General features: G+C 55.9%; 19 protein-coding genes. 12 read left to right on the top strand and 7 right to left on the bottom strand.

Features of this window, described 5'->3' with window-relative positions; genetic code table 11:
• The first annotated feature begins 32 nt into the window (after positions 1-32).
• Both JS46_RS04755 and JS46_RS04750 read left to right on the top strand, forming a co-directional pair.
• Positions 33-779, top strand: a complete 747-nt coding sequence (locus tag JS46_RS04755) for an SDR family NAD(P)-dependent oxidoreductase (protein WP_033748540.1) — start codon at positions 33-35, stop codon at positions 777-779.
• Positions 780-852: 73 nt separating this feature from the next.
• Positions 853-2310 (top strand): MFS transporter, encoded by a 1458-nt coding sequence (locus tag JS46_RS04750; RefSeq protein ID WP_033748539.1) that lies wholly within the window; start codon positions 853-855, stop codon positions 2308-2310.
• A 192-nt stretch (positions 2311-2502) separates the two neighbouring features.
• Here JS46_RS04750 and JS46_RS22830 read toward each other — a convergent pair whose 3' ends face one another.
• Positions 2503-3417, bottom strand: coding sequence for an NAD(P)-dependent oxidoreductase (locus tag JS46_RS22830; protein WP_051905566.1), 915 nt, complete (start codon positions 3415-3417; stop codon positions 2503-2505).
• Positions 3418-3584: 167 nt separating this feature from the next.
• On the opposite strand from JS46_RS22830, the gene JS46_RS04740 reads away from it, so the two are divergent.
• Complete coding sequence (locus tag JS46_RS04740) at positions 3585-4490, top strand: LysR family transcriptional regulator (RefSeq protein WP_033748538.1); 906 nt, start codon at positions 3585-3587, stop codon at positions 4488-4490.
• Between the two features lie 74 nt (positions 4491-4564).
• Here the strand turns inward: JS46_RS04740 and JS46_RS04735 are convergent, their stop codons facing one another.
• Entirely contained in the window at positions 4565-4960 is a 396-nt protein-coding gene (locus JS46_RS04735; RefSeq protein WP_033748536.1) for a helix-turn-helix domain-containing protein, read from the bottom strand.
• Positions 4961-5053: 93 nt separating this feature from the next.
• On the opposite strand from JS46_RS04735, the gene JS46_RS04730 reads away from it, so the two are divergent.
• Together JS46_RS04730 and JS46_RS04725 are read left to right on the top strand one after the other, a co-directional pair.
• Positions 5054-5464, top strand: coding sequence for a DoxX family protein (locus JS46_RS04730; protein ID WP_033748534.1), 411 nt, complete (start codon positions 5054-5056; stop codon positions 5462-5464).
• A 10-nt stretch (positions 5465-5474) separates the two neighbouring features.
• A complete protein-coding gene (locus tag JS46_RS04725) occupies positions 5475-6218 on the top strand; it encodes an SDR family NAD(P)-dependent oxidoreductase (protein WP_033748532.1) in 744 nt (247 codons plus the stop codon).
• Between the two features lie 170 nt (positions 6219-6388).
• Here the strand turns inward: JS46_RS04725 and JS46_RS04720 are convergent, their stop codons facing one another.
• From JS46_RS04720 to JS46_RS04705, 4 genes are all read right to left on the bottom strand, one after another.
• The gene (locus JS46_RS04720; protein ID WP_033748530.1) at positions 6389-7729 is read right to left on the bottom strand and encodes a glycoside hydrolase family 28 protein; all 1341 of its coding nucleotides are present in this window, start codon (positions 7727-7729) and stop codon (positions 6389-6391) included.
• 120 nt (positions 7730-7849) lie between these two features.
• A complete protein-coding gene (locus JS46_RS04715; protein WP_033748529.1) occupies positions 7850-9193 on the bottom strand; it encodes an enolase C-terminal domain-like protein in 1344 nt (447 codons plus the stop codon).
• Entirely contained in the window at positions 9171-10523 is a 1353-nt protein-coding gene (locus JS46_RS04710; RefSeq protein ID WP_033748527.1) for an MFS transporter, read from the bottom strand. The genes JS46_RS04715 and JS46_RS04710 overlap by 23 nt, the downstream gene beginning before the upstream one ends.
• Positions 10524-10829: 306 nt before the next feature.
• A complete protein-coding gene (locus JS46_RS04705; RefSeq protein ID WP_033748525.1) occupies positions 10830-11843 on the bottom strand; it encodes an NAD(P)-dependent alcohol dehydrogenase in 1014 nt (337 codons plus the stop codon).
• A gap of 169 nt (positions 11844-12012) precedes the next feature.
• Here JS46_RS04705 and JS46_RS04700 point away from each other — a divergent pair, with 169 nt between their 5' ends.
• The 5 genes from JS46_RS04700 (at position 12013) to JS46_RS04675 (ending at position 17135) form a co-directional block, all read left to right on the top strand.
• On the top strand, positions 12013-12918 hold the full coding sequence (locus tag JS46_RS04700) for a LysR family transcriptional regulator (protein WP_033748523.1): 906 nt from the start codon (positions 12013-12015) through the stop codon (positions 12916-12918).
• Positions 12919-13194: 276 nt separating this feature from the next.
• On the top strand, positions 13195-13773 hold the full coding sequence (locus tag JS46_RS04695) for a DUF4142 domain-containing protein (protein WP_033748522.1): 579 nt from the start codon (positions 13195-13197) through the stop codon (positions 13771-13773).
• Positions 13774-14164: 391 nt separating this feature from the next.
• Complete coding sequence (locus JS46_RS04685; protein ID WP_051905565.1) at positions 14165-15484, top strand: glycoside hydrolase family 10 protein; 1320 nt, start codon at positions 14165-14167, stop codon at positions 15482-15484.
• Positions 15485-15591: 107 nt separating this feature from the next.
• A complete protein-coding gene (gene hipB, locus JS46_RS04680) occupies positions 15592-15828 on the top strand; it encodes a type II toxin-antitoxin system antitoxin HipB (protein WP_033748518.1) in 237 nt (78 codons plus the stop codon).
• Positions 15828-17135 (top strand): type II toxin-antitoxin system HipA family toxin, encoded by a 1308-nt coding sequence (locus tag JS46_RS04675; RefSeq protein WP_033748516.1) that lies wholly within the window; start codon positions 15828-15830, stop codon positions 17133-17135. The genes hipB and JS46_RS04675 overlap by 1 nt, the downstream gene beginning before the upstream one ends.
• A gap of 10 nt (positions 17136-17145) precedes the next feature.
• Here JS46_RS04675 and JS46_RS04670 read toward each other — a convergent pair whose 3' ends face one another.
• Complete coding sequence (locus JS46_RS04670) at positions 17146-17922, bottom strand: ABC transporter ATP-binding protein (protein ID WP_033748515.1); 777 nt, start codon at positions 17920-17922, stop codon at positions 17146-17148.
• Positions 17923-18114: 192 nt separating this feature from the next.
• Between JS46_RS04670 and JS46_RS04665 the strand changes: the two genes are divergently transcribed.
• Positions 18115-19164 (top strand): ABC transporter substrate-binding protein, encoded by a 1050-nt coding sequence (locus JS46_RS04665; protein WP_081876040.1) that lies wholly within the window; start codon positions 18115-18117, stop codon positions 19162-19164.
• Positions 19165-19174: 10 nt separating this feature from the next.
• A complete protein-coding gene (locus tag JS46_RS04660) occupies positions 19175-20179 on the top strand; it encodes an ABC transporter permease (protein ID WP_033748513.1) in 1005 nt (334 codons plus the stop codon).
• Positions 20180-20202 lie beyond the last annotated feature (23 nt).

Here is a 20202-nt window from a genome sequence, read left to right as displayed (position 1 = left end):
GCCCTATGCGGCCCTGTCAGGAAGCTGTAAACATGCACAAATTAAAAGATAAAGTTGCCCTTGTTACCGGTGGCTCCAAAGGTATCGGAGCAGCGATTGCCCGTCAGCTGGCGGCTGACGGTGCGCAGGTCATCGTCAATTACGCCTCAGACAGAATCGGTGCCGATAAGGTCGTGGCCGATATTGAAGCCGCCGGTGGAAGGGCTGTGGCGGTAGCGGCGGATGTCACCTGCCAGGCAGAGGTCCAGGCGCTGGTCAACGCAGCCATCGATAATTTCGGCCGCCTGGACATTGTGGTGAACAACGCCGGCATTTATCAGTTCGCCCGGATTGAGGAGAGCACCGAAGCACTCTATCGCAGGCAGTTCGATATCAATGTTCTGGGACCGCTGTTAGTGACCGCCGCCGCCGCGCCGCACCTCGGTAAAGGCAGCAGCATCATTAACATCAGTTCCTTCGTCACCCGCGTTTTTATTGCCGAGAGCGCCATCTACAGCGGCGCCAAAGGTGCTATCGACGCCATCACCGGCGTTCTCTCTAAGGAACTGGGTCCACGCGGCATCCGCGTCAACGCGGTCAACCCTGGCCTGATTGAAACGGAAGGCAGCCATAGCGTCGGCGCGATGAACTCGGACTTTCAGACGTGGAATGAAAAGCAGACGCCGCTCGGCCGCATCGGCCAGGTGCAGGATGTTGCGCCAATCGTCTCTTTTCTCGCATCGGACGAGGCGCGGTGGATCACCGGCGAGGTGATCCTGGCCTCCGGCGGTATGCGCTGAGCCCTGACGGCGTAACGCCCTATTCTGCCATCACCCTGCATCCCTTACCGGGACCGTTCCAAAGGAGTGTTCTATGTCGGCACATAGCCTCACGCAAGCCGAGCCGCGTCGCTGGGCGATGTTTATCATTCTGCTAGTCGGAGCCTTTTTGCCGCCGCTCGATTTTTTTATCGTTAACGTGGCGCTGCCTGCTATTCAGAGCAATCTGGGCACCTCTTCCTCGGCTGAACAGCTGGTCATTTCCTCCTATGCGGCCGTATATGCGGTAACGCTCATTACCGGCGGCCGCCTGGGCGATATTTACGGTCGAGGAAAGATGTTTTTCCTGGGGCTTATCGGTTTTGCCGCCGCATCGCTGCTGTGCGGTTTAGCCTGGTCGCCGTGGGTGCTAATTACCGGACGCATATTGCAGGGCGCCACGGCCGCTATTATGGCGCCCCAGGCGCTGGCCTCCGTGCAGGCCATTTTCCCGGAGGCGGAGAAGCCGTTAGCGCTGAGTATTTATGGCGCCGTCTTTGGTCTGGCCTCCGTAATCGGACAGGTGTTGGGCGGCATCCTGATTGCAGCGGACCTGTTTCACCTGGGGTGGCGGGCAATTTTCCTCGTTAACCTGCCGGTGGCGCTGCTGGTCATGCTTTTTGGCCTGCCGTTGCTTAAAGAAACGCGGGCGCCATCGGCACAGCGGCTCGACCCCGTCGGTATGCTGCTGGCCACCCTGACGCTGAGCGCGCTGATTGTGCCGTTGATTGAAGGCCGTGAGGCGGGATGGCCCTGGTGGACCTGGCTGTTATTCGTTGCTTTCCCGCTGCTGGCCGCGTGGTTATGGCGTTATGAACGACGCCTTAGCCAGAATGGCGGTTCGCCGCTGCTTGATCCCGCCGTGTTACGCGCGCCTGGTCTGGGCCAGGGGCTGGCGATCGTGCTGCTGTTTTACTCTATCGGCGCGTTCTTTCTGCTGTTTTCTGTTTATCTGCAGGGCGCGCTGCACTTAAACGCCCTGACCGCAGGTACGCTTTTTCTGCCCTTTGGCATCGGCTTTCTGATTGGTCCATTACTGACGCCGTACCTGAGGCGTTTTGTCGGAAATTACCTTAGCGCCATCGGGATGGGATTCGAAACCTCAGGGTTAGCGGGCCTGGCATGGTTGATCGCCCATACGCTGACGGGCACGCCTCCTGCTATGCTGCCGCTCGCGCTACTCCTGTTTGCCACCGGTCTGGGCCAGGGGCTGGCGATGCCAACGCTGGTGCGGATGGTGACAGGCCAGGTTGCGCCAGCGTTTTCAGGTATGATTGCCGGCGTAACCAGCTCGGCGCTACAGATCAGCACGGCGCTGAGCGTCGCCGTTATCGGCGGCATTTTTTACAGCCTATTGGGCACCCGCTATAGCGAAGCGGATATCGCCCATGCCTTTATCGTCGCCCTTCTGGCAATGGCCGTCTGCCTCGCGACGGGCGCAGGGCTGAGTATCCGGCTAATTCGGCGCGCCTCTGCGCCCTCTGCCGCCCGGCCCCGCTTTTCCCTCAAGTAAGATAATAAGCGTTAGCTGGCTGAGCGGATGTCCACTTCGCCTTGCCGTTATCCTGATTTTTGGCGGCAACCGTTTGTGCAGTTTCGAGCATAAAAATCCTCATACAGCTCAAGATTGTTTAACGCAGGAAATGCAAAGGGTTTACTTTTTACCGCTGAGCGCTTCATAGGCCAGACGGTATTGCTCCAGCCCCTAGACAAAAGAAGCCCGGCGCGTTTTCCACCCCAGAAGGTTGCGGATTTTGTCTGAGCCGACCCACTGCGAGAAATTAGCGAGTCCGTGAACGGAGTTAAAATAGTGCTCAGCCGGTCCCTCGGGAGCAGTAAACTCCAGTTCTATACCATAGGAGCGTGCCAGAGCCTCCCCAATTTCCCGGGCCGTTTCATAGTGCTCACCGGAGATATTAAAGGCCTGATTCACGACCTGGCTCCGATCTGGGTGACCGGCAAGCAGGACATAGGCTTCCGCGCAGTCATCGACATGGCATGAGTGCATCACCGCCGCAGGATCGGCCTCCAGCCTCAGGACTTCCTTGCTTCCGGCGGCAAAATCGAACAGGGCGCCGTAGTAGCTCGATGAGTAGCCGTAAACGATAGTCGGCCTCAGCACGATTGCGTCATAAGGCGTTTTGCGCTTGTCCAGAAGGTTCGTTCCCATCTCGCAGCGGGGGATCAGGACCGCAGGCGGATTCAGCGGACTCTCTTCGGTATGCGGCTTAAGCCCGGCGTCACCCTCTTTTTCCGACATCGCACCGTAGTCCTTACATCCGCTGGAGAACATCACCAGGGGACGAACGCCCGCCGCCTCGCTTTGAGCAACTACGGTGTCCATCATTGTACGCACTTTCGCCAGATGTCCGGCGGGATCCTGAGCGCTTTCGGTACAGGCAACGAGTACATCGAACGCCACATTATTCGCCTGCGCCAGGAAAGAGAGATCTTCAGGCGAACCAATAAGCGGGAAAATTTCATGCTGCGCCAGTTCTCCGGCCACTTCCTGACGGCGTACCTGTCCGTACACTTTCCATCCCGCGTGACTGAAGGCTTTTGCCACCGCATTGCCGATGTATCCATTTGCTCCGGTAACAAGAACGGTTTTCTGGCGCATGATATGACTCCTTGCTGATGATTCTGGATAGTCAGGAAGGCGGTCAGGCATCTGCATATGCATTGAAAATTCCCGGACGCCGTTATTTTTCTCTAATATCATCATAATTCTTTAATTGGCGAATATGCGTCCCCGGAAAGAAGCGTAAAAGTTTACAGAGAGGCCTTATGGAAAAACTGGCAGATATCGGTGCGCTGCGTGCCTTAATAGCTGTTGCTGAAAGCGGATCTTTTGCAGAGGGTGCCCACAGGCTGGGCCTCACCCGTTCGGCAGCAGGTAAGGCCATTACGCGGCTGGAAGAGCTTCTCGGCACGCGTCTGCTCCACCGTACGACCCGGAAGGTTGGTCTGACGACGGAGGGGGCGGTTTTTCTGCCCAGGGCGGCGCAAATTATTACTGACCTTGAAGAGGCCCAGGCCGAATTTCAGCGTGCTGGCGCAGAGCCGCAGGGAACCCTCCGCATAACTGCGACTGAGGCCTACGGTCGTCAGGTCATTCTTCCCATCGTCGCCGGTTTTCTGGCGCGCTGGCCGGCCGTCTCCGCCGAAACGCAATTTACAGATCGGATTATCAATATCGTTGAGGAGGGGTACGACGTAGCGGTGCGTTTTGGCATGCCGACGGAATCGTCCGAGCTGATTGTTCGTAGTGTGGGTCAGATGGTGGCGCAGCTCTATGCTTCGCCCGCCTACCTGGAGCGGCAGGGTATACCGGCTACACCCGGCGAGCTAAAAGAGCATCATCTGCTGATGAATGGCTCCCGTAGCCGGCCTCAGACGTGGAAGCTCCGGAAAGGGACAGAGAGTGAAGTCGTCGTTTCTGCAAAACCACTTCTGCTCTCCGATAATGCCAGCGCCATTCGTGACGCCGCGCTGGGTGGGCTGGGAATAGCCTTCCTGCCAACTTTTCTGACAGAAAAAGATGTTCAGGAGGGAAAGCTCCAGCTTGTACTGCCTGACTATACGTCTCCGGCCTTTCCTGTGTGCGTGGTTTACCCGACGCGCCGGCAGCTTTCTCCGCGGGTAAGGCATTTTATTGACTGGCTGACTAAAGGGCTCGAGACATCTGGCTGATTTACGGTGTGCCGGAATGATCTTCCGGCAGACACCTCTTTACGGAGCGTAAAACTTCTTCAGAACCAGCAGAGTTATTTTCCCGGTTTTTTTTCAGGTGTCGCGCGCCGCCCACGCCCGGCGGGTTTATCGGGCAGGGTATCACCGTATTCCAGCCACCAGGCCGTCAGCGCTTCCATCGTCGGGCGCAGACCCTGTGCTTTTTGCGTAATTTCATACTCCACTCTGGGCGGCACTTCTGCAAAAACGGTGCGGGATATCAGCCCGTCACGTTCCAGCTCCCGAAGCTGGGCAGTCAGCATGTGCTGCGTTATCCCGGGAATCGCTTTTTTAAGCTCCCCAAACCGGTATATGTGCTGGTTCAGCAGCCACATGATTTCCAGCTTCCATTTGCCTGACAGCAGGCTGAATGCCCGACGCATCTCATCATGCATGTTTACCGCATTATCTTCATTAGTATGTTTTTCCATACTAACCACCTTTATTTCATCCTACTTGTTTGAATTCATATTAGGCGACATTCTTGTGCTGGTCGATAGCTAATCTACAGAGAGAAGGATGATATGACTGCATTTTATGCTTACTGGATTTCGACAGGGTTGTTGTGTCTGCTTTACATAATTTCTGCAGCCCTCTATGTGATGAAGAGGGGATTAGTACGCCAGACGTTTGTTGAGCTTGGCTACCCGGGTTATCTGCATTCCTTGCTCATTGTTGTCAAGATTCTGGCTGTTCTGGCCATTCTTTTCCGGGTGAGTGTTTTTCTCAGCGATCTGGCTTACGCGGGCATGTTTTATCACCTGCTTCTCTCTGCTCTGGCTCACATCGGCAGTCGAAATTCTTCAGGTGCAATACCGGCACTAACGGGGCTTGTCCTGATGATGGTGTCTTTCAGCATGCAAAACGTTGCCCGGGAAATACCATCACCTTACGCATACAGTGACGTTATTCATGCCCCTGCTCAGGGGCATTAGAGGAGAGAACATGAACAGATTAAGTGACAAAGTAGCGATTGTTACCGGCGCCAGTCGGGGTATTGGTCGAGCAACCGCCATGCTTCTTGCAGCAGAAGGAGCCAGGGTCGCCGTTGTAGCGCGCACGCGCAGCGCCATTGATGATGTGGTACGTCAGATTCAGGATCAGGGCGGCATTGCTACGGGTATTGAGTGTGATATCAGTCGCCCGGAAAAAATCAGCAAAATGGTTAATGAAGCTGTTACGGCCTATGGCAAAATCGACATTCTGGTCAACAACGCCTTTGATCCTGGGGTCCCGGTATCATCCATTATGGAGCTGTCTGCAGAGCAGCTGCAGCGCAATTTTGATATGGGGCCCGTGGCATACCTGAGGACCATGCAGGCCTGCTATCCCTGGTTAAAAAAGAGTGGTGGCGGGCGCGTTATTAATTTTGGATCAATGGCGGGCATCATGGGCCTTGCAGGATACGGTCCTTATAACATGGCCAAAGAAGCGGTACGTGCGCTTACCCGCACCGCGGCGCGCGAGTGGGCAGAGGATGGTATTACGGTCAACAATGTTCTCCCGGTCGCGAAAACATGGGGCGATGACGTAAACGTCCCGCCGCCGCCGAATGCGCTCGGACGTTTTGGCTCACCAGAGAAAGATATTGCCCCGGTAGTTCTCTTCCTGGCGAGTGAGGACGCCCGTTTTCTGACGGGATACAGTCTTACGCCTGATGGCGGAGCCATTATTGACAGCGCGCGTTAGCGGCAGGCAAGGCAGGTGTCATTCCTTAAAAAGCATACTGAATCCTGGTTAAGTAAAAAATAAACAGATTCATTTTCGGCGCAAGCTGCTCAATACCCAAACGTCCGCTTCTGGCACAAAACGGACGTTGAAAGCTCAAATTGATTCAGGGACTATAAGCATTCATTTCATTAGTCTATTCCGGCATTCAATTGCAGCGTTGCATCCGGGCCTTTATCCATCGTCGAACCTTCCTTTACGGAAATGCTCACATTATTTCCTTTACCTGCGACATATCTTGCCTGCACGCCATAGCTGGCATCAATCTTGACATTATGTAGCGAGACATCCTGGATTGGGGATTCCGGCAGGCCACTGAAAATCATGGCATAGGTCGCTTTGGTCGCCATCACATCTGAGAAGGTTATCCCTTTGATTTTTGGCGTTGAAGCCGTAAGCGGTGCCGTTTCTATCGGTTGCGTAAGAGTATGCCCCTGTGCCCCGGCCTGGCCGCTGTAGCTGTTGGTCACCAGAATCGGCGTGTTCACATTGGACATGGTAAGATGGCTGGCGATAAGAGGGCCTATGGCATTGCCCCTGTCCCTGGCTGATTTAATGCGCACGCCATTTTCTGTATTCAGGAAGGTGACGCGACTGATCGTCACCTTGCCAATACCGTTCGCGGTTTCACTCCCTACAGAGATACCGTGGTTATCACGCATAATGGAGTCGTAGATGGTGATATCTTTCGATGCTGCTCCCGTGCCGTTAACCAATCCGGACTTAATCGCAATATTGTCATCACCCGTTGCAATATCCATGTTTGAAACAGTAATCTTCCGTGAAGAGACAATGTCCATCCCGTCAGTATTCGGCGAGGTGACAGGATTGGTAATCTTTACTTTGTTCACGATAATATCGAAGCTGTTACGAATAACAATGTTCCACATTGGCGAATTAGTCAGGTGTATATTTTCAATCTTACCCTGAATAACCTCATTAAGTTCTACAAGCCAAGGGCGTGGGACACCATTCGCCAGGGGAATTCCGGGGAAGCGGTCGGTGAAGATTTTTTTATTCCCGGCTCTTACTTCGCCACGTATTTTTAATGCTTCAGGCCACCAGGTTTTCTCTCCATCGCCATCCAGTGTGCCTTCGCCCATAATGGCCACATTTTTCACATTATCGGCAAAGATAAATGCTTCATTCATTTTGGCTGGATGCCCAATAAATGCTGAAATGAATTTACCTTCCTGATTGCTGGCTTTTAGGGTTGCCCCTTTTTTGATGTTTAGCGTGATATTATCTTTTAATTGCAGTGGCCCACTCAACCAGATTCCCGGCGATAGTAGAACAGTTCCTCCACCGAGCTGACTACATTGCTGTATAGCCTGTTGAATAGCATTCGTATTCAGAGTCTCTCCATCCGCTTTACCCCCAAACTCTTGGGGACGGCAGACTGAAGAGGCGGCTTGCGCTAAATAAGAAGAAAAAGAAATAAAGCAGATCAGAGTCACCAGAGATTTATTCATGCATCCTCAGCAGATTAGGCTATTGTGGCGCCATCGATTAGGGCGGCAAATTTCATGTTATCAAGCGGCGTTAATACGCCACCGTCGGTTGTGCACGTATTACTTTCTTTAATTGCTTCCTTAGCGAACCAGTGACGGACGTTTGGCATCATAGCGCCAGTTATCAATTAAAAATTGCATTGCCACTGCATCGTTTCGGTTCTTATCCGGCAGCGTGTTGTAAAGCGCATGCGCCTGCTCGACGCGTTCCATATTCAACTCAATGCCTAGACCTGATCCGGGTGGCAATTCCAGATAGCCATTGCGAATCTGCGGCGGTTGGTGGGTCAGTTGCTGTCCGTCCTGCCAGATCCAGTGGGTATCAAAGGCGGTCTGACGCTCACCAGGCGCCGCCGCGCCAAGGTGCGCCACCATGGCCAATGAGATATCAAAATGATTGTTGGAGTGACAACCGGTGGTCAGACCCCATTCGTTGCACAACTGCGCCACCACGTTGGCGTTGCGCATCGTCCAGAAGTGCGGATCGGCGAGCGGAATATCTATGGCGTTAAGTTGCAGCGCATGGTGCAATTGACGCCAGTCGTTAGCGATCATATTGGTAGCGACCGGCACGCCCGTGGCGCGTCGGAATTCTGCAAGTGTTTCCCTACCTGAATAGCCCTGTTCTGCACCGCAAGGATCTTCCAGATACGGCACTTTCCCCGCCAGCTGTTTGCCAAAGCGAATCGCTTCATCCAGCGACCAGCTTGCATTGGGATCGACGGTTACGCGCGCGTCAGGAAATCGCGTTAGCAGCGCTTCAACCGTTTCAACTTCGACTTCGCCTGCCATCACACCGCCTTTTAGCTTAAAGTCACGAAAGCCGTATTGCTCAACTGCTGCTTCGGCCAGCCGTTGCACTCCAGCACTGTCCATCGCTGCCTCATGACGCAAACGGAACCAGCCATCCGGCTCCTTATCTCCCGAGCGATAATGCATATTGGTAAGCCTGCGATCGGCGATGTAGAACAAATACCCCAGCACCGGGATACGATCCCGTTGTTTTCCGCTGGCAAGCAAATCTGCTACTGGCAGGTTTAACAGCTTACCTTGCAGGTCCAGTAGCGCAGCCTCAATGGCAGCAGCAGCGTTATAAAACTTCTCCGGATTCATTTGTGGAATATGAATGTCATTGGTATGTGAGGTTTGCTGCTGACGCGCCTCGCTATTAAAGAGCTGGCTCAGCGTGGCATTAAGGCGTAGCAGCGAGCTGCCTTCAATTAAAGGGCGAAACTGCTCCAGCAGCTGCAAGGTAGATGCATGACAGGGCGTTTCGCCAACACCGGTGTGCCCGGCAGAATCAGTCAGGATGACGATAATTCGTGTGAAGAAGCAGTTATGTGCACCCCCAATATTCAAAAGCATGCTGTCGTAGCCAGCTACCGGTACGATGCGCATGGAGTTAATGACTGGACTGTCCGACATGGTGTTTCTCCTTGTAACCTAAAGATGGGGGAGCCGGTTTGCTGCGCAGCAACAGCCACAGGCCGGTAGCCACTGACACGCTGGTCAGCGCATAGAGGCCACCGGTAGTGCTGCCTGTATGCATTTCAAGATAGCCGAACACCGTAGGCGCGAAGAAACCGCCAAGGTTACCAATGGAGTTGATCATCGCAATGCCTGGTGCAGCGATCGCGGCGGGCAGTTCACTCTGCGGCATCGGCCAAAAGAATGCGGCGCTAACTTTAGAGCCAATACAAGCCACAATCATTGCCACAAAGCCAAACCACGGCGTGCCGAGCGTGGCCATAAAGGTGCCGCACGCGGCGAGCAGCATAGCGATTCCGAGACCTTTATCCAGCTTATCGCGATAACGATCGGTGACTTTACCCAGCAGAAACAGAGCAACGATAGCGAATAACCACGGGATGGCCGTCAGCAATCCGGTTTCAAAACTATTGAACCCTTGAATACGTTGGATAATTTGCGGTAACCAGAACACCAGCGTGTAGCCGGTCATCGTCATGGTGAAGAAGATCAAGCAGTAGGAAAGAAGGCCACGGTCGGTGATCACTCCCCAGCGACCGTGCGTGACGGCATGCTCTTCGCGAGCGCTATCTTCCAGAGCCAGCTGCTGCGCCAGTGCCTGTTTTTCCGCATCGCTGAGCCATTTTGCCCCTTCTGGTTTCGATACCAACACAAGCGCCGCCAGCACGCCGATCGCTATCGATCCGCCGCCCTCCATGAACATTACCCATTTCCAACCCGCAAGCCCACCAACATCATGCATCATCAGGATTGCGCCTGTGAGCGGGCCAGAAAACAGGAAAGCGCTGGCGGTTGCACTTAACACCATTGCGGTAGCTCGCCCTCGCCATGCATTTGGCACCCATTGACGGAAATAGTACAGAACGCCAGGAAAGAAGCCCGCCTCAGCTACGCCAAGCAGGAAACGCAGCAGATAAAAATGCAGCGGCGTGCTAACGAAACCGGTAAGAACTACCACCGCTCCCCAGGTTATCATGATGCGCGTGAGCCACACGCGTGCGCCGTATTTTTTCAGCATCATATTGCTGGGGACTTCAAACAGCGCATAACCAATAAAGAAAAGCCCCGCGCCTAAACCGAAAGCAGCAGCGCTAATGCCGGCATCAGTTTGCAGTTCGGCTTTAACGAAGCCAATGTTGGCGCGGTCAATCTGATTAACGATAAGCATCAACGCCAGCATGGGAATAATGCGACGGAAAAATTTACCGATTGCAGAAGCAATATGAGCTTCGTGATCGGCCGATAATTCATGTATTTGTTGTGTCATGCGTCACCTGCTGGGGAGAGAAAACACCGTTATAGGTATACGCAGGAGGGTGGGTGAAGAGTTATGTGTTGTTGCCCTGGAACAATTAGGCAAATGCCGTGAATTTTTTAAATTTCATGAAATTATGTAAATTTACGTCGAAAGGTTTCGTGTTGGTTTGTGCGTTGGCTCACTTGAGCGTTATGTCCGCTGCAGGTACGAAGCGGACTACGTTAAGGCTGATGTCTGCTTTGAGCGAACAGCAGAGGTTGGCATCTCCTGATATTGCCCGTCACATAAATGACGGGCTTTACAATTTTGTACGAATCAATCGCTTACTTTAATGACGATTTTACCGAACGCACCGCGGGAAAGATGATTAAATGCCTCTACTGCTTCTTCGAAGGGATATACCTGCTCGATTTCAGGATCAATCTTGTGTTTATCCAGGAAAGGATTCATGCGGTCAAAAGATGTACGGGGCGCAACCGCAATGCCACGGATAGTCGTCTGGCGGAAAATTACCGGCATCAGATCCAGTTGAGATGTCTGTCCAGTAAGAAAACCCACCTGGGCAATGGTTCCGGCCACTTTTGTTGCTGCCACTGACTTATTAATTCCATTCCCACCCGCCACTTCGATAGTGATATCCACGCCTTTTCCATCGGTGAGTTCTAGCACTTTTTTCTCCCAGTCCGGAAAAGACGTATAATTGATCCCTTCATCGGCACCGAGAGCTTTAATGCGCTCAAGGTTTTCATCTTTACTGGATGTGGCAATAACACGCGCACCATGAGCATGCGCAATTTGTGCAGCAAATACGGAAACCCCGCCAGTCCCCTGCACCAGAACAGTCTGTCCCGGCTGTAAATTACCCATGTCCATCAATGAGTACCAAGCTGTCAGCGCAGCTATAGGCAATGTGGACGCTTGTTCATTAGACATATGTGCTGGTGCTCTGACCGCAGTATTTTCATGAATGATCATGTATTCAGCCAGGCCGCCCGGCAGCGGCATGCCAAGACACCATGCGGGTTCATCTGCCGCCGGCTCTCCGTCGATCCAGCGCGAGTACAGATGCGAGTTAACTCGATCACCCGTGCTGAACCGGGTTACACCTTCACCTACGGCAACTACGGTTCCTGCCGCATCAGAGACAGGGATCAGGGGCTTTGGAACCAAATGAGGCTCATAAAAGCCTTCCACAATTGCCTTGTCCCTGAAATTGAGGGAGACCGCACCGACTTTTACCAAAAGTTCTCCTGGCCCCGGTGTTGGCGTATCGACCTCTGCAAGCTGTAAGTTTTCGAGCCCAAAATCTTTTAATAGCCATGCTTTCATCTCTGTCGCTTCCCATATGTATGTGCTGATGCGTCAATGATAAAAAAGGCGGGGAGCGGTAAAAAGCCATAGAAAAGGAGTTCAGTGTTATTGCAGGAGAAACAATCAGGCCAGGATATAATCCGATATACCTCACATTAGCTGGAAAACTCCCGCGGAGTTAAAAATTATGCGCTCAAACATGCTTGAGTTAATGGATATTTTTGTTCAGGTTGTTGAGCTACGTAGCTTCACCCGCGCTGCTGATGCCCTTCAATTGCATCGTCCTGCCGTCAGTAAGTCTGTCCAGCAGTTAGAGGCCGCTCTGGGCGTTAAACTACTGCACCGCACAACGCGTAGCCTGAGCGTGACCGCTGAAGGGGATGAAATTTACCAGCGGGCGAAAAATCTCCTGTCCGACGTCAACGACATGATGGCTTCTTATTCTCTAAATCAACCGCCTCGTGGGCAGCTTCGTATTGATGCCCCGCTGGCCCTGATGCACACTATATTGATCCCGCATTTAAGTGAGTTTCAGGCACTCTACCCTCAGATTGAAATGATATTGACAGCTTCAGATCGCCTGACCGATTTGGTTACAGAAGGCGTCGACTGTGTCATTCGTCTCGGCGAACTTGCCGATTCAAGTTTTGTTTCACGTCGTATGGGCGATCTTCAGATGGTCACCTGTGCGGCTCCCGCCTATCTGGAAAAATATGGCATTCCTTTGACGCCGGATGATCTTGTTTATCATAAGGCCGTTTCTTTTTTCAGCGACCACAGCCGCGAGGTACAGGAATGGAAATTTGTTATGAATGGCGAAGTTATCTCACGACGTCCAGGAAGTAGTATGCGAGTGAATAATTCAGATGTGCTGCTCTCATGCGGTCTATCGGGCCTCGGTATGCTTCACGCATTACGTACAGCATTAGAACCCTACCTAAAAACAGGCCGACTGACGGAAGTATTATCCGGTTATGCTACTGTGACTAAACCAGTATCCATACTTTACCCTGACCGGCGCTACCTTCCGCCTAAAGTTCGGGTTTTTATTGAATGGTTCTCTGAAATATTTGCAAAAAACTATCAGCTTTAACGGCGAATATACAAACCTCCTGACTGAACAGTGATGTCCAGTTAAGGATCGTTCACCTCCTGGCAGCTCGTTTTAACTCTCCTGTTGCCAGGCAGTCCCTGGGAGCGGGCACGTCAATTAAGCCCGGTTCGCGCTCCACAGCCTCTCACTTCCCTGCTCCCTGCTGTCTCGAATGATTAATCCACTATACTGACCAATGCACTTCTGATTTCCCTACAAGGTTGCCCGGGGTTAATAGCCTGACGCCAGCCACCCTATAAGTATCTGGAGAACAATATGCACAAGAATAAAACCCTGAAAGCACTGCTGACCGTCTCTGCAGTCGTCGCCATGTTTAGCACGGCTGGCGTGTACGCCCAGACGCCAACAAGCCCGGCGCAGAACGGCGCTGCAGGCCAGACCGCATCAGGCGGCAAACTCAGCGCCGGCGATGAAAAAGCGCTGAAGGATATGGCGCAGGCCAATATTAATGAAGTCGCTGCCGCCAAAATCGCGCTGAGTAAAGCGCAAAGCAGCGAAGTGAAAGCCTACGCGCAGAAAATGGTCGACGACCACGGCGCCGCTTTGACCAAAGTCCAGACGGTCGCCGAGCAAAAAGGCGTGACGCTGCCGACGGAGCCGGACGCCAAACACAAAACCATGGCAGCGAAACTGGAAAAAGAGAGCGGCGCCGCCTTTGACAAGATGTATATGACAAATGCCGGCACTATGGACCACAAGATGGTGCTGTCAAAACTGCAGAGTGACGCCAAAAATATTAAGGATCCGGATGTAAAGACCGTGGCTGACGCGCACACGCCGGTAGTCGAGGAGCATCTGAAGGCCGCTCAGCAGATGTCGCAGGCTGGCAAGTAAACAGCTTGCTCGGTAGTAGCAAGGTCCTGTGACCTGAGTTCAACGGGTTACAGGAAAACAGATCATGAGTGTCAGCGTTGAGGAAGCGGGACGGCCGCTCTATTAAAGTGCCGATTGATGTTCGCCTGTATGCCGTCACAATCTGACACTCACTCCTGGAATTTATCCGCAGCAGACAGACTTGATGACGCAAAGAGGGCGAAGCACCGCGTCTGACACAGAGCAGACATCCTTCAACCTCGTATCCAACCTCCCCCTCTAATCCGCTCCTCTGCGGGTCGCTATTCCCCTTTTCCTCAAGACAACGCATTCCGATAAGCGGTTGACTTACGCCGCGATAACCAGAGAATGATGCTCTCCGGATAGTTAGCGATATGAAAGGGAGTTTACCATTAGTTATTCCACCGTCTCCTTCTGCGCGGCGCGCAAAAAACTGCTGATCGCCGTCGCGCTGCTGCTGGCCGGCTGCGCCTCCGAGCCGCCCAAATCGCTGGTCACGCCCTTTCCCGCCGCGAAACCGCAGCCGCAAAAAGCCACGCCGGCAGCCGCGCAGCCGGTACGCGGCGTCTGGCTGGCCACCGTTTCGCGCCTCGACTGGCCGCCGGTCAACTCGGTCAACGTCAGCAGCGCCACGCAGCGCATTCAGCTACAGCAGCAGGCGCTGACGGCCAAACTCGACAGGCTGAAAAGCCTCGGCATCAACACGGTATTCTTCCAGGTCAAGCCGGACGGCACCGCGCTCTGGCGCTCGGACATTCTGCCCTGGTCCGATATGCTGACCGGCGCTATCGGCGACGATCCCGGCTACGATCCGCTGGCGTTTATGCTGGAGGAGGCGCACAAGCGCGGCATGAAAGTGCACGCCTGGTTCAATCCCTACCGCGTCGCCGTCAATACCCGTCCGTCAACCCTTGCCGAGCTGAACCGCACCCTGTCGCTGCATCCCGCCAGCGTCTATGTGCTGCACCGCGACTGGATCCGCACCGCAGGCGATCGGCTGGTGCTGGATCCCGGCATCCCGGACGCGCGTGACTGGATCACCAGCATCGTAGCGGAAGTGGTCAGGCGCTATCCCGTCGACGGCGTGCAGTTCGATGATTACTTCTACGCAGAGACGGCCGACTCGCCGCTTAATGATGCACAGACCTGGCGTACATACGGCCAGGGATTCGTCTCGAAAGCGGACTGGCGGCGGCACAATACGCAGCTGCTGATTGAGCAGGTGTCGCGCACTATCAAGCAGATTAAACCGCAGGTCGAATTCGGCGTCAGCCCGGCGGGCGTCTGGCGTAATCTGTCGCACGATGCGGCAGGCTCCGACACGCGCGGCGCGGCCGCCTACGACGAAGCCTTTGCCGATACCCGACGCTGGGTGCAGCAAGGGCTGCTGGACTATATCGCGCCGCAGCTCTACTGGCCCTTCGCGCGCCAGGCGGCGCGCTACGACGTGCTGGCGCACTGGTGGGCGCAGGTGGTGAAGCCGACCCATACACGCCTTTATATCGGCGTCGCGCTCTATAAAGTCGGCGAGCCATCGCGTACCGAGCCGGACTGGACGGTAGAAGGCGGCGTGCCGGAGCTGAAGAAGCAGCTCGATCTGAACGAAAGCACGCCGGGCATCGACGGCACCATTCTGTTCCGGGAAAACTACCTTAATCAGCCGCAGACGCAGCCCGCCGTTCACTATCTGCAGCAGCGCTGGGGCGGCTGATTTATCCCCAGGAAAGGATACGCTTTACTTTATCCTTTAGTGGGTATATTTTCTGGTTTACCCCCAGGCGGGGATAGCTGCATCCCCGCCTTTTATCAGGAGCGGCGATGATATACAGCCCCAAACAGCTGGCCCAGCTGATCCGGCTTGAACGGCAGAAGCGCGGCTGGACGCAGAGCGATCTGGCGCGCCGGGTCGGCATCAAGCAGGCCACGGTGTCGAACTTTGAAAACAATCCTGACAAAACCACGCTGACGACGCTGTTTAAGATCCTGCAGTCGCTGGAGCAGGAACTGGTGATCCAGGGTAAATCGGCGCAGAACGGCAAGGAGCTTGACTGGTAATGGATCGGCTTATCGCCTGGATGAACGGCGAGCGCGTCGGCACCCTGACGCGACAAAAAAACGGCGCGCATCTTTTTCAGTATGAGGCGAGCTGGCTGAGCAATCCGCTGGCGCGGCCGCTGTCGCTCTCGCTGCCGCTGCAGTACCCCGCTATCGCCTCGGTCAGCGTGATTAACTTTTTCGACAACCTGCTGCCGGACAATCCGCGCGTCAGGGAGCGCATCCTAAACCGCTATCGGGCGAAATCGATGCAGCCGTTCGATCTGCTGCGGGAAGTGGGCCGCGACAGCGTCGGCGCGGTGATGCTGCTGCCCGAAGAGGCCGCCGCGCCCGATCTTGCGGTGCGTTATGAAACGCTCGACGCTGCGCGGCTGGAAAAAATCCTCTCGGCCTACCAGAGCGATATTCCGCTGGGCATGATCCCGGAAGAGCGCGATTTCCGCATCTCCGTGGCGGGCGCGCAGGAGAAAACCGCGCTGCTGCATACCGATCGGGGCTGGGCGATCCCCCAGGGTCCGACGCCGACCTCGCATATCATCAAGCTGCCGATCGGCGAAATTAAACAGCCCTTCGCTACCCTCGATATGCGCGACAGCGTGGAAAATGAGTATGTCTGCCTGGCGCTGGCGCGTGAGCTGGGCTTCCGCGTGCCCGACGCCAGTATTATTACGGCAGGCAGGCTGCGCGCGCTGGCGGTCAGACGATTTGATCGCCGCTGGAGCGCCGACGGCGCCCGGCTGCTGCGTCTGCCGCAGGAAGATATCTGCCAGAGCCTCGGCCTCGCCTCGGCGACCAAATATGAGTCTGACGGCGGCCCGGGCATCGCGACGATCATGTCGCTGCTGATGGGATCCAGCAATGCGCTTGAGGATCGCGACGATTTTATGAAGTTTCAGGTGTTTCAGTGGCTGATCGGTGCCACAGATGGACATGCGAAAAACTTTTCTCTCTATATCGAGCGCGGCGGCAGCTACCGGCTGACGCCTTTCTACGACATTCTTTCCGCTTATCCGGTGCTGGGCGGCGCGGGTCTCAATATCCGCGAGCTGAAGCTGGCAATGGGTCTGAGCGCGTCGAAAGGTAAAAAGAGCGAAATCGATAAAATCTTTCCACGCCATTTCTTCGCCACGGCGGAAAGCGTGCGCTTCTCCAGGGAACGGATGGCGCAGATCCTTGCCTTCTTCGCCGAGGCGCTGCCCGTCGCCGTGACGCGCGTCAGGGCGCAACTGCCTGCGGCTATTCCGCCAGCGATCGCCGACGCCATCTTCGACAATGCGCTGAAAATAGCGGCGCGCCTGACGAAATAAGCGGCATTTGTCAGGCGGCGGCCTGCTCCGTGCCCAGCAGCGCCAGCACCCGGCTGCGCAGCGCCACCAGCGCCGGATCGTCGCGGCGGCGCGGATAAGCCTGCTCGACTTCGATCACATCCAGCACCCGCGCCGGACGCGAGCTGAAGACCACCACGCGATTCGCCATCACCAGCGCCTCTTCCACGTCGTGCGTCACCATCAGCGTGGTGAAGTTCTGCTCCTGCCAGAGATCGACAATCTCCTGCTGCATGCGCAGGCGCGTCAGCGAGTCAAGCTTGCCGAGCGGCTCGTCGAGGATCAGCAGGCGCGGATGGTTGACCAGCGCCCGCGCCAGCGCGGCGCGCTGCGCCATGCCGCCAGAGAGCTGATGCGGCCAGGCGCGCGCGAACTCTTGCAGCCCGACGCGACGCAGCATGGCGTCGATGCGTGTCTGCGCCGCCTGTTTGCTCTCGCCGCGGATCTGCAGCCCTAGCCCGACATTGTCGTACACGGTGCGCCACGGATAGAGCGTCGGATCCTGAAATACCACCACGCGCGACGGATGCGGCGCGGTGATAGCGCGCCCCTCTTCCGCCAGCACGCCGCTGGCGGGCTGCTCAATCCCCGCCAGCAGGCGCAGCAGCGTCGACTTGCCGCAGCCCGACGGCCCGAGCAGCGCCACAAATTCCCCGGGCCGCACCTGCAGGCTAATATTTTCCAGCACCGGCAAATCGCTGCCCTCCAGCGTAAAATGGTGGCTGACATTTTCAATATCGATATTTACGCCTGCCGCTTGCGTCGCCATAAAATAGTCTCCGAAGTCCGCTTAATAACCCCATAAATAGCACGCGCCTCGCGAATGAAATATGCCGAAAGCGGTAATAGGTTTGCCCATTCTTCATAATGAAATATCGCATGAGCACATGCGGGATTGTTATTTGGTGACGTCTGGCGCATGCGTTAGTTTCCAGGTAATTCACTAAAAGAGACAGGCGCTATGGCATTACATTCACTCTCGCTGAGCCGACGCACCGTACTGCGCGGCCTCGCCACGCTGGGCGCAGGCATCGGGTTAACGCCGCTGTTTACCGGCTCCGTTCTGGCGGAGGAGACGCCGTTAAAAACCATCAAGCTCGCCTGGGGACAAACCGCGGTCTGCCAGTCGCCCATCTCGGTGGCGCTGAAGCAGGGATTCTTTAAAAAATATGGGCTCAACGTCGAGCCGGTAAATTTCAGCGGCCCGACCGACGCGCTGTTGCAGGCGATCGCCACCGGTCAGGCGGACGGCGGCATCGGCATGGCGCTGCGCTGGCTCAAGCCGCTGGAGCAGGGATTCGACGTCGATCTCACCGTTGGCACCCACGGCGGCTGCATGCGTCTGCTGACGCCGGAAAACAGCAACATCCGTAGCGTAAAAGATCTGGTGGGCAAATCGGTGGCGGTGACCGATCAGGCGAGCCCAATCCGCAACTTTTTCGCCATTCAGCTGGCGAAACAGGGCATCGATCCCGATAAGGCGGTGAACTGGCTGCAGTATCCCGCCGATCTCTTCGGCGAGGCGCTGCGCAAAGGCGAAGTGCAGGCGCTGGCAACCGACGATCCGCAGGGCTGGCTGCTGAAGCAGCAGCACGGCCTGATAGAAGTAGACAACAACCTGAACGGCGAATATGCCCATCTTACCTGCTGCGTGCTGGGACTGCGCGGCTCGCTGGTGCGCGACGATCCCAAAACCGCGCAGGCGATCACCCAGGCGATTGTCGACGCGCAGCAGTGGACCGCCGACCATCCAGAGGAGACGGCGAAGATCTTCCAGCCGTTCGTGCCCGGCTCGGTGCCGGTTGAGTCCATCGCCGCGATGCTGAAAGAGCATACCCACAGCCACCACTCCACCGGGGCGCAGCTGCGCGGCGAAGTGGCGACCTACGTCAACGAGCTGAAAAAAATCAACGTGATCCGCCCGGACACCGACGCGCAGCAGTTTGCCGATCACTATGTGCCCGATCTGCTGCCGGATAACGGCCAGCATCACCATATGAAGATGAGTTAGGGAGAGCAGCATGGCCACAGATATTCTGACGTTGCGCCGCCGCGCCGAGTCGCGGCGCCTTGAACCGGCGCTGTGGGGCGCGCTGCTGGCGTGGTGGGCGCTGGTGGCGCTGATGGTAGGCGTACCGGATAAGCCGCAGGGCTTCGCGGCGCCGCGTTTCGTCAACGAGACTCACGAACTGTTTATTGCGCTGGCGACGCTGCTCACTGCGCTGGTGCTCGGCTCCAGCGCCGCGCCCACGCTAAAGGCCTGGCAGCCGCTGAAGCGCAGCGGCCGCTGGCTGATTGCGCTGGCGCTGCTGATTGGCCTGTGGGAATACGTCACCGCCAAGCTGGCGCTGCTGCCCGCGCCCTTCTTCGCCCCGCCGCGCGCGCTGATTGAAGCCTACGCCACCGACTGGCCGCGCCTGCTCGACAGCGTGCTCAACTCGCTGCGCCTGCTGGCATTCGGCTTTCTCTACGGCAGCGTCGTCGGCTTCGTCACCGGGGTCGCCATCGGCTGGTCACGCGGACTGGGCTACTGGGTGCATCCGATCCTGCGCTTTCTCGGCCCGGTGCCTTCGACGGCGCTGCTGCCCTTGTCGCTCTACTTTTTCCCCTCCAGCTTCGCCGCCGCCGTGTTCCTGATTGCGCTGGCGACCTGGTTTCCGGTGACGGTACTCACCTGGTCAGGCGTCGCCAGCGTCGATAGCCGCTATTACGACGTGGCGCGCACCCTGGGGGCGAAATCGCTGTTTCTGGTGCTGCGCGTCGCGGTTCCCGCCTCGCTGCCGCACCTGTTCGTCGGGCTGTTTATGGGGTTAGGCGCCTCTTTTTCGGTGCTGGTGGCGGCGGAAATGATGGGCGTTAAATCTGGGCTGGGCTGGTATTTGCAGTGGGCGCAGGGCTGGGCGGCCTACGCCAATATGTATGCCGCGCTGATCGTGATGGCGGTGCTGTTCTCATCGCTGATCACCCTGCTGTTTCTGGTGCGCGACCGCACGCTCGCCTGGCAGCGCAACGCGGTGAAATGGTAACGCTTTCTCAAGAGGAGTCGCCT

Source organism: Pantoea sp. NGS-ED-1003, assembly GCF_000738765.1.
GTDB lineage: Bacteria > Pseudomonadota > Gammaproteobacteria > Enterobacterales > Enterobacteriaceae > Pantoea > Pantoea septica.
Note: the sequence above shows the minus strand (reverse complement) of the source record. Positions and strands in the feature narration are given on the sequence as shown.

What these genes read in the sequence shown, in the direction of transcription:
- JS46_RS04660 (WP_033748513.1), top strand. Translation starts at nt 19,175, where the DNA reads ATGGCCACAGATATTCTGACGTTGCGCCGCCGCGCCGAGTCGCGGCGC.
- JS46_RS04720 (WP_033748530.1), bottom strand. Translation starts at nt 7,729, where the DNA reads ATGAATAAATCTCTGGTGACTCTGATCTGCTTTATTTCTTTTTCTTCT.
- JS46_RS04705 (WP_033748525.1), bottom strand. Translation starts at nt 11,843, where the DNA reads ATGAAAGCATGGCTATTAAAAGATTTTGGGCTCGAAAACTTACAGCTT.
- JS46_RS04725 (WP_033748532.1), top strand. Translation starts at nt 5,475, where the DNA reads ATGAACAGATTAAGTGACAAAGTAGCGATTGTTACCGGCGCCAGTCGG.
- JS46_RS22830 (WP_051905566.1), bottom strand. Translation starts at nt 3,417, where the DNA reads ATGCGCCAGAAAACCGTTCTTGTTACCGGAGCAAATGGATACATCGGC.
- JS46_RS04695 (WP_033748522.1), top strand. Translation starts at nt 13,195, where the DNA reads ATGCACAAGAATAAAACCCTGAAAGCACTGCTGACCGTCTCTGCAGTC.
- hipB (WP_033748518.1), top strand. Translation starts at nt 15,592, where the DNA reads ATGATATACAGCCCCAAACAGCTGGCCCAGCTGATCCGGCTTGAACGG.
- JS46_RS04735 (WP_033748536.1), bottom strand. Translation starts at nt 4,960, where the DNA reads ATGGAAAAACATACTAATGAAGATAATGCGGTAAACATGCATGATGAG.
- JS46_RS04700 (WP_033748523.1), top strand. Translation starts at nt 12,013, where the DNA reads ATGCGCTCAAACATGCTTGAGTTAATGGATATTTTTGTTCAGGTTGTT.
- JS46_RS04665 (WP_081876040.1), top strand. Translation starts at nt 18,115, where the DNA reads ATGGCATTACATTCACTCTCGCTGAGCCGACGCACCGTACTGCGCGGC.
- JS46_RS04755 (WP_033748540.1), top strand. Translation starts at nt 33, where the DNA reads ATGCACAAATTAAAAGATAAAGTTGCCCTTGTTACCGGTGGCTCCAAA.
- JS46_RS04715 (WP_033748529.1), bottom strand. Translation starts at nt 9,193, where the DNA reads ATGTCGGACAGTCCAGTCATTAACTCCATGCGCATCGTACCGGTAGCT.
- JS46_RS04670 (WP_033748515.1), bottom strand. Translation starts at nt 17,922, where the DNA reads ATGGCGACGCAAGCGGCAGGCGTAAATATCGATATTGAAAATGTCAGC.
- JS46_RS04675 (WP_033748516.1), top strand. Translation starts at nt 15,828, where the DNA reads ATGGATCGGCTTATCGCCTGGATGAACGGCGAGCGCGTCGGCACCCTG.
- JS46_RS04730 (WP_033748534.1), top strand. Translation starts at nt 5,054, where the DNA reads ATGACTGCATTTTATGCTTACTGGATTTCGACAGGGTTGTTGTGTCTG.
- JS46_RS04750 (WP_033748539.1), top strand. Translation starts at nt 853, where the DNA reads ATGTCGGCACATAGCCTCACGCAAGCCGAGCCGCGTCGCTGGGCGATG.
- JS46_RS04740 (WP_033748538.1), top strand. Translation starts at nt 3,585, where the DNA reads ATGGAAAAACTGGCAGATATCGGTGCGCTGCGTGCCTTAATAGCTGTT.
- JS46_RS04710 (WP_033748527.1), bottom strand. Translation starts at nt 10,523, where the DNA reads ATGACACAACAAATACATGAATTATCGGCCGATCACGAAGCTCATATT.